Annotated in this window: 10 protein-coding genes, 1 tRNA gene and 1 pseudogene; 8 read left to right on the forward strand and 4 right to left on the reverse strand. The window is 58.7% G+C overall.

Annotation, left to right across the window (positions count from 1 at the left end):
- Positions 1–24 precede the first annotated feature (24 nt).
- The gene (locus JHC09_RS10010) at positions 25–1,236 is read right to left on the reverse strand and encodes an MFS transporter (protein WP_199531825.1); all 1,212 of its coding nucleotides are present in this window, start codon (positions 1,234–1,236) and stop codon (positions 25–27) included.
- 94 nt (positions 1,237–1,330) lie between these two features.
- Entirely contained in the window at positions 1,331–2,536 is a 1,206-nt protein-coding gene (locus JHC09_RS10015; protein WP_199531826.1) for an MFS transporter, read from the reverse strand.
- Between the two features lie 295 nt (positions 2,537–2,831).
- Here JHC09_RS10015 and JHC09_RS10020 point away from each other — a divergent pair, with 295 nt between their 5' ends.
- Both JHC09_RS10020 and JHC09_RS10025 read left to right on the forward strand, forming a co-directional pair.
- Positions 2,832–3,449 carry a hypothetical protein gene (locus JHC09_RS10020; RefSeq protein ID WP_199531827.1) on the forward strand — a complete coding sequence of 206 codons (618 nt, stop codon included), beginning with the start codon at positions 2,832–2,834 and terminating at the stop codon, positions 3,447–3,449.
- A gap of 75 nt (positions 3,450–3,524) precedes the next feature.
- Positions 3,525–5,618 (forward strand): molybdopterin-dependent oxidoreductase, encoded by a 2,094-nt coding sequence (locus JHC09_RS10025; protein WP_199531828.1) that lies wholly within the window; start codon positions 3,525–3,527, stop codon positions 5,616–5,618.
- A gap of 64 nt (positions 5,619–5,682) precedes the next feature.
- Here JHC09_RS10025 and JHC09_RS10030 read toward each other — a convergent pair whose 3' ends face one another.
- Complete coding sequence (locus JHC09_RS10030; RefSeq protein WP_199531829.1) at positions 5,683–6,447, reverse strand: sulfite exporter TauE/SafE family protein; 765 nt, start codon at positions 6,445–6,447, stop codon at positions 5,683–5,685.
- Positions 6,448–6,710: 263 nt separating this feature from the next.
- On the opposite strand from JHC09_RS10030, the gene JHC09_RS10035 reads away from it, so the two are divergent.
- From JHC09_RS10035 to JHC09_RS10060, 6 genes are all read left to right on the forward strand, one after another.
- Complete coding sequence (locus JHC09_RS10035; protein WP_199531830.1) at positions 6,711–7,151, forward strand: glyoxalase superfamily protein; 441 nt, start codon at positions 6,711–6,713, stop codon at positions 7,149–7,151.
- 239 nt (positions 7,152–7,390) lie between these two features.
- A tRNA-Ser gene (locus tag JHC09_RS10040) sits at positions 7,391–7,480 on the forward strand.
- Complete coding sequence (locus tag JHC09_RS10045; protein WP_349236537.1) at positions 7,432–9,252, forward strand: DUF6538 domain-containing protein; 1,821 nt, start codon at positions 7,432–7,434, stop codon at positions 9,250–9,252. The genes JHC09_RS10040 and JHC09_RS10045 overlap by 49 nt, the downstream gene beginning before the upstream one ends.
- A gap of 685 nt (positions 9,253–9,937) precedes the next feature.
- Positions 9,938–10,882 (forward strand): hypothetical protein, encoded by a 945-nt coding sequence (locus JHC09_RS10050; RefSeq protein WP_199531832.1) that lies wholly within the window; start codon positions 9,938–9,940, stop codon positions 10,880–10,882.
- Between the two features lie 370 nt (positions 10,883–11,252).
- Entirely contained in the window at positions 11,253–12,521 is a 1,269-nt protein-coding gene (locus JHC09_RS10055) for a hypothetical protein (protein WP_199531833.1), read from the forward strand.
- 81 nt (positions 12,522–12,602) lie between these two features.
- Positions 12,603–14,570, forward strand: a complete 1,968-nt coding sequence (locus tag JHC09_RS10060; protein ID WP_199531834.1) for an AAA family ATPase — start codon at positions 12,603–12,605, stop codon at positions 14,568–14,570.
- A gap of 908 nt (positions 14,571–15,478) precedes the next feature.
- Here the strand turns inward: JHC09_RS10060 and JHC09_RS16915 are convergent.
- Positions 15,479–15,773: pseudogene (locus JHC09_RS16915) on the reverse strand (IS3 family transposase); the annotation flags it as partial.
- Between the last annotated feature and the right edge of the window lie 173 nt (positions 15,774–15,946).

Genomic DNA, 15,946 nt, shown 5'->3' on the forward strand with positions numbered 1-15,946 from the left:
GGCCGGGGTGGGGGGACTCCGCGCCTATCCCCCATTCACCGGCAAAAGCCGCAGTCGCTTTACATTTGCCCCGACCATAATGACCACGCCGAGAACCGCCACGCCCGCACCGACCATCAGCGCAAACCGATAATCGCCGCCGCTGGTCAGCACCCCGAAAGCCGTCGCACCCATCAGATTGGCGGAAATGGCGATGACATCGAGTAGCGAGGTCGAGAGCCCGACACGCCCTTTGATCGCTTCCTGCACATAGGAAATATTGAGCCCCATCAGTGCTGCAGTCGCAAAGCCGTTGAGGATGAGCAGCCAATACAGCATCGGCAGCGACTGGCTCATCGCCGCACTCAGCATAAACAGCGCGAGGATAACGCCCGCGCTGGCGAGTAAGATCTCTTTGGTAAAGCGCATGCCCAGCCACCCCCAGATCAGCAGGCTGGGAACTTCAATCGCTGCGGTAATGGCGGCGTAAAAACCCACGTCTGGCAGAGAGCCACCCAGATTGGTGACAATGAGCAGGGGCACCGTGAAGGTGAGAATGCGCGCTGCGGCGGTCATCACGGCAAGGCTGATCAGCCCCCCGAGGGTGCTGAGGGGCAGTGCGAAGGTGGACAGCAGCGACGCGCCTTCAGCCCGAACCGGCGGTGGCATTTGGACCGCGGTGGTCGGATCAACCATCATCAACGCGAATATCGCGCCAATGACCACATAGGCCAAAGCGGCCATGAGGTAGACGTTGAAGATCGAAAACTCAGCCGCTACCCAGCCCGCAAGCGGTGGGACGATCACCCAGGCCGCCGTAAACACCGAGCGCAGCGTCGTGACCATGAAGTCGGCCCGAGCTGGCGCGTTCTTGGCGTAAAAGACGCGGATATAGGCAAAGCACTGCGAAAAACTCGCGCCCGCCAGCGGCATGAGCACTATGGCCGAAAAGGCAAATCCGAATTGAGTGGGAACGGCATAGACCGTGAAATTGGCAGCAACCCCGGCAAGGGTCGACAAAAGCAGCAGGCCACGCCGATCTTTGATCTTGTCGGAAATATAGCCCAGAAACAGCGACACCAATGTGCCGACGACCCCGCCGATGGCCATGATGGTTGCAAACACTCCGGGGCTCATGCCCAGCGTGTCGACCCCCACGAGCGAGGCATAGGGGATGGTAGCCGCATAGGTGATGCCCGAAAAGAACATCGACGTGGCCAGCATTGGTGTAACCGGCATTCGAAGCGTTCTAGCCATAATGTCCTCCCTCAAGGCGCCAAAGGGGTAAGGGGTTAAATCGATTTCGTCTAATGAAAAGCGCTAATTTGAGCCATCTCGGATGCTGATCGGCCTAGGCCGAGCGGAGGCGGCCGAGGCGTTTGAAATTGCTACCCGCCATAGAGAGCGCCCCAATGAGGGAGAAACCGGCAGCACAAGCGATGGCGAGGCGATAGTCGTTCAGCCCCATCAGCACAGCAAATGCTGCAGCCGATAGAAGGTTTGTCGCGATCCCCATTAAGTCGATCAGCGATGTGGACAGCCCCACGCGCCCTTTGATCGCATCCTGCGCATAGGCGATGTTCTGTGTCTGGATGAGCGCGACGCCGACAGCGTTAATGACGAGCAGGCAGTAGATCACAAGGATGGAGGGCGCGAGGCTCACGCTGGCGAGAAACACAGCGAGGCACAGCCCGGCAATTGCAAGCAGGGTTTCCTTGCTGACCTTTGTGGTCAGCCACGCAATGGCAAACATGCTCGGCGCTTCAATCGCAGCATTGATGCCCGAATAGGTTCCCACATTGGCAAGCGTGCCGCCCAGTTCTTTGACGATAAACAGCGGCACGATGTAGCTCGCCGTCCGCGCGCCGGTCCACATCAGGACGATTGAACAAAGGCCAAAAACCTTGGGCCGCTCGATCGCGAAGGTTGAGAGCAATGATGCCCCTTCCGCTCTTTCGATGCGTGGCGATTGCACCGCGGTGTCGCGGTTCCGCAGCAAGATGAGGAAGATGGCGCCAATTGCCAAATAGCTCAGCGAAGAGAGCAGATAGACCAGAAAAACGCTGTAGGCCGAAGCAATCCATCCCACCAGCGGGGGGACGATCACCCAGGCCAGGGTGAACATCATGCGCATAATGGTCATGATGAAGTCGGCCCTGTCCGGCCGATGGTGCACGAAGTAAACGCGCATAAAGCCTAGGCATTGGGAAAAACACCCCAAGCCCAAAGGCATGATCACGGCCGTAGCGATGATGAAGGCGAGGGGCGATTGACCCCAGAATATCAGCGCGTGGCCTGTCATGCCCGCAAAGGCCGTCAGAATGACAAGCCAGCGGCGATCTTTGATCCGGTCCGAGAGCAGGCCCAGCCCGATAGCACTGATCAGGCCGATCAACGAGCCAATGGCCATCACCGTTGCGAAAACGCTTGGTGCCATGCCCAGTGCGTCGACGCCAACCAGTGAAGCATAGGGAGCGGTGGCTGCATAGGTGATGCCGGAAAAGAACATGGATGTTCCCAGCATCGGCGTCACCGGCATGCGGACTGAATGTCCCATTGTTTCCTCCCAAACGGCGAGAGGACGGGTAAGGGGGTAAATCGTTTCCGTCTAATGAAAAACGACAATTTCTGAAATCAAACTGAGTGATGGTGGGGAAATCAAGTCTCCCAATAGGCCAGGTTGGGCTCAATTGATCAGGTCAATTCTGTGAGGGCTGCGAGACACATCCCCAGCAAGAAGTGCTGACATTCCTGCGAACCGCAAAATTGTGAATAGCCAAAACAAGTTTGCTGCTGCGATGTAGACGAAATTATTGCCGTTCGCGTCGCGGCTTATTTTTGGAGACAAAAGCGTGCCTTTGCGTTGGCAAGAAGTGGCCCTGCCGCTCGTCATTATTTCTATTCTGATCGCCCTCAAATACATGCCGGCGTTCAGCCACTTGCCGCTGTCGCGTGCAGCAGGCGTCGTGGCCTTTGGCTATGCAGCTTTCTTGGCGCTGCGCTTGATGCAGCCAGAAACCGCGCTGACAACGGACGATGGGTGGAACGAGCTGCGCCCGTCATTGGTCGAGTATTTCGCCTGCTATGGCGCAGCGGCACTGGCGATGGTGCTTGTGTTCGCCGTGGTGACCATGGGGCAGAGCGCCGACGCGGTTCAATTGATCGCGACCTATATCGCTTCTCTCCTGCTGGTTGCCGGTGCAGCCGGGATCGGTCTGGCTGGCCTGTTCACCAAAACGCGTTGGGATCACCGCAAACTGGTCCACCGTTCAGCGCTCGGCCGTGAGACGGCGATTGAGTGGAGCGACGTGCGCGACGTCATGCCAAACTGGCGCGGCGTCACGGTTCAAGGCCCGACCGGCAAGATCACCTTCTCCCAGTTCCATGCCGGGGCGGCGCAATTGGTCAGCCACGCGGCGATGCGCGCACGTCGGAATTCGGAAACCGCCACACGCGCCTTCGGTCTTTGATTCATCAACCGGATTGATCCGAGCTATCGTAAATCTGCGTTTGCTCGGGTGGGTCCTTGGGGGTAGTTTTACCCCATGAACGCACAAGCCCCCATTCGCACCATCCGCTCTGTATGCCCGCATGATTGCCCGTCGGTCTGCGCGCTAGACGTCGACATCTTGCCCGATGGCAAAGTGGGTCGCGTGCGCGGGGCTAAGGACGATCCCTACACCGCCGGTGTGATTTGCGAAAAAGTGGCGCGTTACGCTGAGCGTATCCATCACGCCGAGCGTCTGACCCACCCGCTGCGCCGTGTTGGGCCCAAGGGGGCAGGGCAGTGGCAGCGCATCTCTTGGGATGAAGCGCTCGACGAGATCGCCTCGCGTTTTCAGGCCATTGAAACCGAACACGGGGCAGAGGCCGTCTGGCCCTACTTCTATGCTGGCACCATGGGCCATGTGCAGCGTGATGGCATCGAGCGTCTGCGCGCGGTGCGTGGCTATTCGCACCAATATGACACCATCTGCACTGGTCTATCTTGGCCGGGCTATATCGCCGGGACCGGTCTGCTCGGCGGGGTAAACCCCGAGCAAATGGCCGAAAGCGACTGCGTGGTGATCTGGGGGACCAATGCGGTCAACACCCAGATCAATGTCATGACCCACGCCACCCGCGCGCGCAAAACCCGTGGCGCCAAGATCGTCGTTATCGACATCTACCGCACAACGACCATGGATCAGGCCGATCTGGCGCTGATCCTGCGTCCGGGCACCGATGGCGCACTCGCCGTCGCTGTCATGCATATCCTCCTCCGCGATAATCTCGCGGATCGGGAATATATGAGCAAATACACGGACTTCTCGCCCGAGTTTGAATCACATTTGCAGGCCCGCACCCCGCAATGGGCGTCTGAGATTACCGGCCTAAGTGTCGAGCAGATCGAGACCTTTGCGCGTTTAGTCGGCGAGAACAAGAAAAGCTTCTTCCGCCTCGGTTATGGCTTCTCCCGCCAGCGCAATGGCGCAACCTCGGTTCATGCAGCGCTCTCTATCCCAGCCATGACTGGCGCGTGGCAATATCGCGGTGGCGGTGCTTTCCACTCCAATTCCGGCACATGGGGGCTGGATAAGTCGCGCCTCGAAGGCACCTTCTTGCAAAAGGGCCAGCCGCGTTCCCTCGACATGTCCGAAGTCGGACCGATCCTGACCGGCGACGCCAAGGCGCTTCAAGGCGGTGGGCCGGTGCGAGCGATGATCGTTCAAAACACCAATCCCGCCTCGGTCTGCCCTGAGCAGAACCGCGTGCGCGAGGGCTTTTTGCGCGAGGATTTGTTCCTCGTCGTCCATGAGCAGTTTCTGACTGAAACGGCGGAACTCGCAGACATTGTTCTGCCCGCCACCATGTTCCTTGAGCACAATGATTATTACACCCGTGGCGGCCATACGCGTGTGCTCTATGGCCCAGCCGTGGTGGATCGCCCCGGCGAATGCTGGTCTAACCACGAGCTGATCAACGCGCTAGCCATACGCCTCGGCGAAACCGATCCGGTGTTCTTCACCAAGGATCGGGAAGTCGTCGCTGACACCTTTGCCCGCTCGGGCTATCCGGCTTTGGAAGAGGTTGAAGAAACGGGCTATGTCGATCGTGAGCGGCCTGACGATGTTGCCCGCTTCGCTAAGGGGTTTAATTGGGAAGACGGACGCTACCGGTTTGCGCCCAATTGGCAGGAGGTCGCCGATCGCAAGGGCTATCGTTGGGTGTGCGATCCCGCCATCATGCCGAAGTTCGCCGATCATTGGGCCGTGAACGAAGTCGTCACCGAGGCGCTACCCTTTAAGCTGGCGACAAGCCCAGCGCGCACCTTCCTCAATTCCTCGTTCAACCAAACCCCGGGCAGTCTCAAACGCGAAGGCGAGCCTTCGGTCTTCGTCCATCCTCAGGACGCCGAGCGGCTTGGCATTGCCGATGGCGATGCCGTCATTCTTGGCAATGATCGTGGCGAGGTTGAACTGACTGCGCGTATCCACACCGGGCTTTCAACCGGGGTGCTGATTGCCGAAGGTCTGCACCGCAACAAATCCCATCGTGGCGGGAAGGGGATCAACGTCCTCACCAGCGCCATCCCCGCCGCCCCCTTCGGCGGTGTTCCGTTCCACGACGCCGCTGTATGGCTCAAACGCGCACAGTAGTCTCCCTTCACTTCTCCCTCCCCCTTGAGGGGAGGGCCGGGGTGGGGGCTAGCGCCCCAAAATCTCACCCATAAGCGGCCCAGAAGAAATACGCCGTCATAAACATACCATAGACAATGACCCCAATGCGGATCCATTGCCCGGGGATGTGTTGAGCCATACGCGCGCCGAGATAGCCGCCCGTCGTCACGCCAATCAGCGCGATGGAGCCATGATACCAATCAATCGAGCCATTGAGCGCAAAGCGGATCACGGCGACGAGCGCCACCAGCGTCGAGATGTACAGTTTTAGCCCATTCATCGCGTGAATATTGGTCAGCCCGGCCATGGCCAAGGCCGCCAAAAGCAGAATGCCTAGGCCAGCATTAAAGAAGCCGCCGTAGACACAAACGCCGCCCATCAGCAGCAGGATCAGTGCTGCGCCGAGCTTTGCCATGCGGCTTGTTCCGCTGGACCTCGTTTTGATAAAGGCGTTGAGCTGATTGCCAAAGGCAAAGAGCGCGACCGCAAAACTCATCAGCCAGGGCACGACCAACTCGAACTGCGCGTCACTGACGACGAGAAGCAGTTCCGCGCCGATATACCCACCGATGATCGCGACAATGCCGAAGGACAGCATTTGCCCCCGATACATCTTCATGGACTGCCAATAGCCCGCTACGCCGCTGGCATAGCCGGGCAGGGCCGCATAAGTGTTGGAAGCATTGGCTAAAACCGGCGGTACGCCGACAAACAAAAGCGCCGGAAACACAATAAACGAGCCGCCGCCCGCCAGAGCGTTCACGGCACCGCCGAGAAAACCGGCCAACAGCAAAATGATTTCAGTCATAAGTCCCCCAAGCGCTTGGCGCTTTGCTAAACACTAGAGGTTTGGCAGCCTCCGTCCACCCCAATCTGCCTCGGTTGGACCTGCTCTTGACTTCAGCGCGGCGTCGCACCATTTACGCGACAGGGTGCTGCCCCTGCCGCTCGCGGGCCTTTGGCTTATGGTGAAGTCAGCGTGATACACGATCCGCTTCGGAACACTCCCAAGGCGCATCATGGCAATGCGGGCTCCCATGAACACAGTCGCCTCTCATTGGAGAGACCGAAATGTCGTATTCACTTGATACCCCGACCGCCACCACTCTCAAATCTGAAGCCAAAGACTTGCGCGATAGCTTGGCCCAGATGGGTCAGAGCCTCAGCCACAGTGCGGCGCTAGAGCAAATCGCCCAGAAGCACGGTTTTCGCGATTGGAATACCGCTCGGGCGGCGCTGCCAGAACGCGCCATTGCTCCTTACCAAGTCGGTGAGCGGGTCAAAGGGCTTTATCTGGAGCAGGCTTTTTCCGGCCAGATCATCGGCGTGCAGATGTCGGGCAATATGCAGAGCTACACCGTGACCATCCAATTTGACGAACCGGTCAATGTCACGCCCACTTTCATGTTCGCGGTCCTGCGCCATCGCGTGACCGCAACGCTCGACGAGCACGGATTTTCCATCTCGCAGCGCGGCAATGGCAATCCGCAGATGCAGATCTTCCGCCGCTAACAATATGCCCCTCCCAGCTCCGGGAGGGGCGAACACTCAACTGCCGCTGTGCGACGCCAAGTTTGGCCCTTGCTGACACTGATTTGCCCCGCGGGAGGCCAAACAATGCCGGCACAATGCCAAACATTGGCCCATAAATGCCAAAAACACAGCAATCGAGGCACTCGATGGGGAAAAACCCAAATGGGGCGATAAATCCCTTGCCAGACAACGCCGAAGCCCTGTATCTCCCCGTGTGTGGAGAGGTGGCCGAGTGGTCGAAGGCACACCCCTGCTAAGGGTGCAGATCGGGAACGGTCTCGAGGGTTCGAATCCCTTCCTCTCCGCCACTTCTAAGCCATTGATATTGCTAGAGTCGAATCCGAATCAAAATACGGATTCTGTCACAGCATCCCGTCACAGTGACGGGAGTGTTTGTTCCTTGCCAAGTTCCATTTCATCCTTTGTTCACCGGCGAGGTCCGGTCTACTGGTTCCGTCGCTCGGTTCCTGTTGACCTGATCGATCGCCTTGGCAACACGGACATCCGCAGGTCATTGCGTACGTGCAATAAGCGGGTGGCCCGGCAAAGAGCGTGGACACTGGTTTTGCTGGTTGAAGAGGCTTTCGCGATACTCCGCGACGCTGGGCTCGAGCCGGGCGCACGCGATGCGTTGAATGTCGTCCTGGGCCGTGTGATGGATGACTTTGACCGCGACAGCCGGGCTTGGGCAGGGCGCGCCAAATATCGCATGCTTCTCGACAGCCTGAATGCCGGGATCAACGATGAGGCGTCCGTTGGCAAGGTCGGGCAAAACACCATTGATGCTGCGGCCGAAGCAACGGCTCCCACGCAGTGTATGATCGACGGGCAAAAGCCTGCCGATATTGCTCCCTCTTCCTTCGCATACTCAGCGGGTTCTGAGCGAGCAGCATCTCCCGTGCCGGCCATTAGTAACCAGACGCCAGAGGCACTGGCGCTGGCAGTTGCGGAAGCGATGCGGCTGGGCACGCTCCATCCTGAAGCGAAAAAGCCATTAACGGTGCATATTGAAGGACACTTTGCAGATCTGCTCAGGAAGCGGAGGTCCCCGAAATATCTGGCTGAAATCCGTACGAAGCTGCAAATCTTTATTGCCACCATGGGCGACAAGCCGGTCTTTCAGTACAAAAAGGAGGACATGCTGCGGTATCGGGATTTGATCGATCAAATGCCCGTTGATGCTATCAAGCATCTCAAGACCGATGATCCGGTGAAGGCCATCGCTCTGAACGCCAAGCGTGCAAGTCCGCTGCCGCCGATCAGCTCCACAACTGTGGATGCCAAATATCTGAGCACGATACGCGGCATATTCGACTATTTGATCCGGAAGGGGTACCTCGAGAGTAATCCCGTTGCCAATGTCCAGTCTGAACAAGAGGCGGATGAAGAAGATCTTCTGGACGTCGAAGTTCGTCTACCCTTCACGCCCGAAATCGAACACGCAATCTACCGGCTGACCAGCAAGAAGCCGAAAATGTCCGCAGACTATTGGTGGCCGCGTTTCACGTGCCGGCAGGGCCTGCGATTGCACGAATTCACGCAGCTCTGCGTATCTGACTTTCGCGAGTTACACGGTCGGTTGTGCGTGGACTTGCTGCATTTTGATTTCGATGGCGACGAGCACCACGCCCTACGGCGCTCTCAGCTGCAACTAAAATCCAATTCAGCGCGCCGTATCTTTCCGGTGGCGCGGGAGCTGCTCAATGATGGTCTGTCGGATCTCATAGCCAGGCGCCGCAAGGAGGATGGACCCAATGCCCGCCTTTTCCCTGACGAGACCGCTGACCAATACGGCAACAGCTCCTCAGCACTCTCAAAGCGTGCGAACCGATTGGTGCGCGGCATAACGCCGGATCGGCGCATTGTCGCCTATAGCGCTCGCCACACTTTCGCGAAGCGTTGTGATGATGCCGGGATCCCACTTGCTGTCCGAAATCTGTTTATGGGTCACGAGCAGGGGCAGGGCAGTGAAGACAATGCGCAGAGTAAGGCTCGCGGTAAACACGTCTCGGCCCGATATGGCTCTCCGCTCCCAACCGCCGAAGAGCTCGCCTGGTTCGACAAGATCCGCTTCGATTAGCCAAGCCAATGCAGTGGCACTGCGCGGTTGGTAACACCAAATCCGCATCAAGTAACACTTTTCCCGCAAACCTATCGTCATTCTAGAAATGGTTCTCCGGCACGCACGACGCGTTATCGGCACCTCATTCTCGGTCGCAAATTTGGTCCGTGCCAAACCGTGACGCGGTGCCGGTTCGACCGAAAATTCCGACGAGTAACGGGCAAATCGGCATGGAAAATCGGGTTGCTGGTCTGGGGGAAGGTGACACGTGAGGTATCGCCGGAGGCGGTGTGTGGCAGCGTGTGATGACTCTATCGCGTCGTGCCAGGACGGCGATTGGTCGAGAAATGATGCTGTTTGAGATCTTGGATTGCGTCTGCTCAGGGAATAGAGAATTCGCCTAGTAGGGCTCGCGGTACGCACGCGTCTGCCCGCTATGGCTCTCCGCTCCGAACCGCCGAAGAACTCTCTTGGTTCGACAAGATCCGCTTCGATTAGCCAAGACAATGGAGTGGCACTGCGCGGTTGGTAACACCAAATCCGCATCAAGTAACACTTTTCCCGCACACCGGTCGTCGTTCTAAAAGGGGTTCTCCGGCACGTACAACGCGTTTCCGACACCTCTTTCTTGGTGCCAATTTGTTCCTTGCCAAACCGTGACGCAGTGTCGGCTCGACGAAAAATTCCGACGAGTAACGGGCAAATGGACATAGAAAAGCGGGTCGACGGTCTGGGGTTTGAGGTAACACGCGAGGTGTCGACGGAGGTGCTTTATGGCAAACGTCTGTTGACCCTAAAGCGACGTACCAGAAAGGCGATCGGTCGCGAAGCGACGCTTTTTGAGATCGTGGATTGCTTCTGTTCGGCGGATGGAGAATTCGCTCCCGCCACTATTCGCAATTATGCCGCGGCGCTGAGTTTTGCGATTTCCTACGTCGAAGGCAAAGGCCGCATCACGGTCGAGGTAGCGCAGGCGTGTCGGAGGCGATTGGCGGACCGCCCTATGCCTCGTCCGAAAAATGCCGAAAAACGTACGTCTGCCAAAAAGGCGAAATCAGTTCCGACGCAGGTTCTGCGATTGGTTTGTAGCAAGCTACGCCGTCGCGGCCGCAAAGACGATCGCCTGCTCGTGCGCCTCCTCGTGCAAAACGTCACATTCGGACTGCGTCCGTGTGAGTACCACGGCGCGAAGGTTGAGGAATTCTATCTTGTCGTGCCGTGTGCCAAGGCGACCAACGGCCGTTCCCTCGGTGAGACGCGAGAACTGGGATTGGCCGGGCTTCCAGCCGAGCAAGTGCAGAACCTCAAAACCCTCATCGCGGAAATTGAAGGGGCGGCGAAGGGCGATGTGGCCGCGCTCATCGACCGGCTTGGGGGTCGTTTGCGCCGCGCTTGCAAGAGCCTTCAGGTCCCTGTCTTTTCGCTCTACACAACGCGCCATCAAGCGATTGCCAACAAAAAATCGACCTCTTCGGATGAGCAGGTCGCCGCCTTTGCTGGGCACGTCAGCATCTATACAGCGCAAAAGCATTACGCGCCCAAGGGCAAGGCCTGGAAAGTCGATAACACTGCAAAGCCGTCACCCCAGATGGTCCTGCGTGTCCGGGACCGTAAGGTCGCCGATGCTGGTTACCGTCCTCGCTTCTGATCCGCTCAGATACCTCGGCATAGGGGACGCGACGCTTAGGCCATGATCATCGCGCCAGTGCCAACTGTCGAAAATGACAACAGGGGCCGGATCCAGCGTGTGGTTTTCAACGTTCGGCTTATCCGGAAATCTGGACTCGGCGACAGCGGCAGCTTGCCTCCGACGGCAATTTCTCCGAGCGTTAGCAGGAACTAACCAAGTTTGCGATCCAGTATAGACGCCGGTGATAATGATCCGGTAATCTCACAGAACGGTGCCGATTACCGGCAACGATTGGTTGGAACCGCTCTCTGCAAAAGAGCGGCCGACGGAAGGTCTGCAAACCCGCCGTCGACCTGACCACAGACAAACTGTATAAGGCAGTAAGACTATGGCTAAAGCCACTTCTAGCGGCCGTGCGGCTGCGTGCAACCCCCATTCCTATGCCATCGACAATCTTGTGCCGAAGGATGCCGTTTCCGTGCATCCCGGACTTGTTGCCCATCCGCTGGTAACGCCCGGCGTTCAGGTGCAGATCCTATCGGTGGTGGATGCCACTGGCTCGGCCAGCATTGGCGACCTCATCGCCGCGCTGCCAGAGCATGCTGATCCGGTCGGAGCGATTTTCGCTCTGATTACCAGCAAGGTTCTCAAGGTGATCACGCCTGGCATCATTGATGCACACAGCATTGTTGTGCGTTGCCAGAGCGGCGGTGAGCATGGCGGTGTTGGTGGCGCAACGGGTCCCTTTGGGGGTAATGGAGGGGATACCGCCCCCGTAGACACGCTGTCCGCTACGATCACCAGCATCCTGCCAGTCGGCTTGACGTCGGTGACGGCAGGCCAGTTGCGACCTCAGGTCATCGTCGGTTCGGGTAAGCAACGCGCTGACTTTGGGCGTGCTGCCGATTTGCAGCGCCCCGGTGTCTACATCCTGCTACGCGGCCACGACGCTTACGTCGGCTACGGCTCCAATGTCGGAGCCCGGATTGCCGCCGGCCGCCAGATGCCGGAAGGTATGCCTGAGCGCATCATCACCATTACCGACGCCGACGACCGGCTGAGCGAAAATGACGGCAAAGCCCTTGAGCGCATTCTGTGGGCTCGCGTGGCTGCGGATGCTGACTTCGTGGTCGTCAACGGCCTGCCCGATGGCGCAGTGGTTAAACCGGAGCGCTACGACCAGTTGTCTTTGTTTGTCGGTCAAGTGGCGCTGGCCTTGCGTCAAGAAGGTTTCATGTTTCAGGCAAGCTCAGCGCGCGCGGCAATTGCTGGTCCGCGGACGGAAACGGGGAGGCTCGGAGCACCTCGTCGTCTCGATGACCTGCCCGATGGTCGGGTGATGGAGCTCAATTACTGCGGGCTCACCGCTCTGGCGGCCGAGCGCAAAGATGGTTCATGGGTGCTGCTCCGCGGCTCGGACGTGCGCCTTGAGACTGTCGCCTCAGCCAATAGTACCGCTGCCTTTCAGCGTGCAGCTTGGCAGCACGCAGGCCTGCTCGTGCCGGCCGCTGATAATTCGTGCTACGTGGTGATGCGCGACCTGATGTTCTCTTCGGGTAGCGCCGTCAGTCACTTTGTCTCCGGGTCCAAGGGTTTTGGGCGCGCTGGCTGGAGGCCGATCAATGCCGATGCGGAGCTGACGCTCCCCCTTCGCTAACACGGCGATCCTCTCATCCTTCTGTCATCCCCTTTTATATGTGGCGCGGCCTGCCATTGGCCGCTGCCCGGGAGACCTTTTATGTCCCTTCATAACCTCGCCAACCGTGCGCCCTCGGTTGATGACGACGATGACTGCCCAACCGACAATTCCCCTGAGACCAAACTCCCTCTCCGCACCAGTGACGCCTTGGCCGAAGCCATGCTCGACGCTGTTCTCACACCGCACCAGCGTCGTCTCATGGCATCCCCGCCCCGCCTGATCCTTATCAGAACGGCGGATAGTGCCGGTGCAGAGTTACTCGCGCGCTATCTGCGCCGATTCCGGCAGGGCATGATGGTGGAAGCGGTCAACGCCCTGGCCAAGAGTGGCGGCAAGTCCGAACCGCGCGACAGCACAAAACTTGCTGGTCTCGAATTTGGCCGCACAGTGATCCTAATCTCCCAGGATCCGGGTCGATACCTCGTCCCGGAAGCTTTGAACGGCGCGGATGCCGTCATTGAGGTTGGTGCGCCTAATGTCGCCGTCATCCGCAAAACCATATTTTTGGTCACCGGCAAGCGGGTCCGTGGCCTCACGGCAGCTGATCTTGAAGGCTTGGGGACTACCGATTTTACTACGGCAATCCGTCCCAAGCTCTCGCCGCAGGAATGCCTCGCGAACCTGCGCCGCGCTGTTGCTGCGCGGAGGGCGCCGCCGGACGCCAACATCGCCGTTTCCCTCAAAGACCTCGCCCTGACCAAGGTTGTTGCGGACTGGGCGCAGGACACCGTCAATCTGATGGGTAAAGTGGCCAATGGCGAGCTGGACGCTGCAGCCTTGCGTCACACTTGCCTCGAGGGCCCGCCGGGAACCGGTAAGACCACGGTTGCAGCCGCCCTCGCGGTTTCTGCCGGATGGACATTTCACAGCTCTTCTGTCGGAGCGTGGTTTGCCGAATCCGGTGGCCATCTTGGCGATGTCATCCGCGCCGCGAGAAAGTTCTTTGACGAGCTTGCTCTGAACACGGGGCCGGTTGTGGGGCTCATTGACGAGATCGATGCACTGCCGAACAGGGCGACCATGGGACGAGATGACGCCTCTTGGTGGACGCCGGTCATCAACTTCGTCCTCACCGAGATCGACCGCGTGCGCAAATCCGGTCGACCAGTGCTTCTGATCGCCGCCACCAATCATTTCGGGAAGCTAGACACTGCCCTCATCCGCCCCGGGCGCCTCGAGCGTCGCGTCAGCGTGCTGCTGCCTGACGGGGATGAGCGTCGGGCTATGTTCCGCAAGGTGTTGGGCGATCGCATTACGGCTAAAGGCATCGGCACCTTAGCGCGCCTCTCATCCGGAGCTACCCCAGCCCAAATTGAGAGTTGGTGCGCGGGTGCTTTCGCCACGGCTGCAGCTCAGAATCGCGCTCTGGCACTGAGCGACCTTATCGCGCAAATTGCACCGCCAAGTCTGCGTTCGCCGCAGATGGATCGCGCAGTGGCCCTGCACGAGGCAGGCCATGCCATGGTCGCCCATGAGCTTGGCGTGCCGGTGCTGGAAATCTCCATCATCGGCTCCGGCGGCGTGGGAGGCTGGGTTCATACCAAGCCAGATCATGCGTTGCTGACCCGCGATATGGTTGAGCGAACCGCCACGCTGATGTTGGCTGGGCGCGCAGCCGACATGGTGCTGGGTGGTGGTGCCCATGCAGGTGCGGCTAACGACCTCGAGACCGTCAACAGCTTGCTGCGTTCAGCGATGCTTGAACTCGGGCTCTATGGTTCACTGACCACACCGAGCAACACTGACCTGCGACACTATCAGGGCACCACGTTTTGGGCGCGCATCGGTGCCGAAACAGACCGACTACTAGAGCAAGCCTGCGAAATCGTAGACCGTCGCCGCGACGATATCAGCAAGCTTGTCGACGCTCTGCTGCTCGAGCGTGTGCTGACCGGCGAGCGGCTCGATGAACTTCTTCTGACCGAGATCAACGAGCCGTTCGAAACTATCGAGTATTCGAACGCCGATAGGAAAATGGAACCGTTGCTGCCCTCAGGGCGAGTTTGATCACGGACGCCGATCCAATCCACATCGTCGCCTATGACCGGATGTCTACGAAGAAGCTGTGCCTGCGTGCTCGGGCCATCGGTCCCTACCACGCGACACTCAACGCACATGGGAGCAAAGGTGCGCTCCACTCAATTACCCTCAGCATGCTCGTATGCGCCATCAGGAGGACGAGGCGCGTGCTCTGGTATTGCGCCAGGGCCAAGAGCGCGAAGCTGAACTCGCCAGGCGGCTGGGGCAGGTGATGCTTAAACTAACGCGGCGTCCGACATTTCATTTTACGGCGGATTAGGGGCCGGTTCAAGCCCTTGCATGATACGAAATGAGTGAAGCGGTTTCCGCAGGTAGAGCCAAGCTAAGGCGTCGACAAAAACATCATGTTGGTCTACGGACCAATGGGTAAGCACACAGATGGCGTTGTCCTCGGCCTTCTCAAAAAGTAGCGGCACACCGTCCCCCGGGTTCCAAATTCTTTTATCTGGCTATGACTTGAGCATATACGAATACGCACGTCACTATCTACGCCGCTGCGCCGCTTGCGGGCCCAGGTAAGACATCGGAAAGGCTCTATCGCCGATGGCGGCTTTCAAAGATCCGGCGACAAAACCTGCCTGTCTGGTTGCGGCCCCAGATCTGCCGGTTGATTAATGTCGGCTTTTGAGTGCGGCCAATCCAAAAGCCGCCTGTCGCCTGCCCACCCCATTAGAGACTCCATCTGCGTCTTCAGTGAACGGCGGCTTTCAGGAAATGGACAGAGTGTCCCGAACGACCGGAATGGGGGCGGCTGATGACGCAAAGTTAGGGAACGCACCTATTCGATGCCTCGATAAACTGCAATGATTGGTCAGAACCTGTGTCTCAGAATTAGGTTCTGACGCCGGGAAAAGCCTAGGCAGGGAGTGGCTCATGGCTTTGATACCGGCCCGCCGCGCTAGGCGCGCAATATGGATCAGGCAACTGGTCTCACCTTAATCGAGCAGATCATCATGTGGCTCGCGGTAGCCATAGACCTTGCCGCTCTACTGCCACGCATCAGCGATCCGCTGGGTCTTTGGGAATGTCCTCCTGCGCCCGTTTGCTCAATGGGCCCCTAAGCCAAGCGTAAAAGCCTCTGGCGTGGATGCGCAGGCACCGGCACATAAAGCGCACACATTATTGAAGGCGACGCTCGGCAACGAACGCGTACCTCACTTTGCATCCTTGGCTAAGTCGCAGCCGCTTTCCTAAGGAACACTCACAGCTTCTGTCGCAGGCTCAAGATGATAGCCGAGGGAGTGGGCATGGCGCTGCAGATTGGCAAGAACCCGGCCGCGGTAGTCGTTATCATACGATGCAGTTTCCGTACCCTGATAGCGCATGCCGTGATGAAGGGAGTT

The organism is Devosia sp. MC532, from assembly GCF_016461625.1.
Classification (GTDB): domain Bacteria; phylum Pseudomonadota; class Alphaproteobacteria; order Rhizobiales; family Devosiaceae; genus Devosia.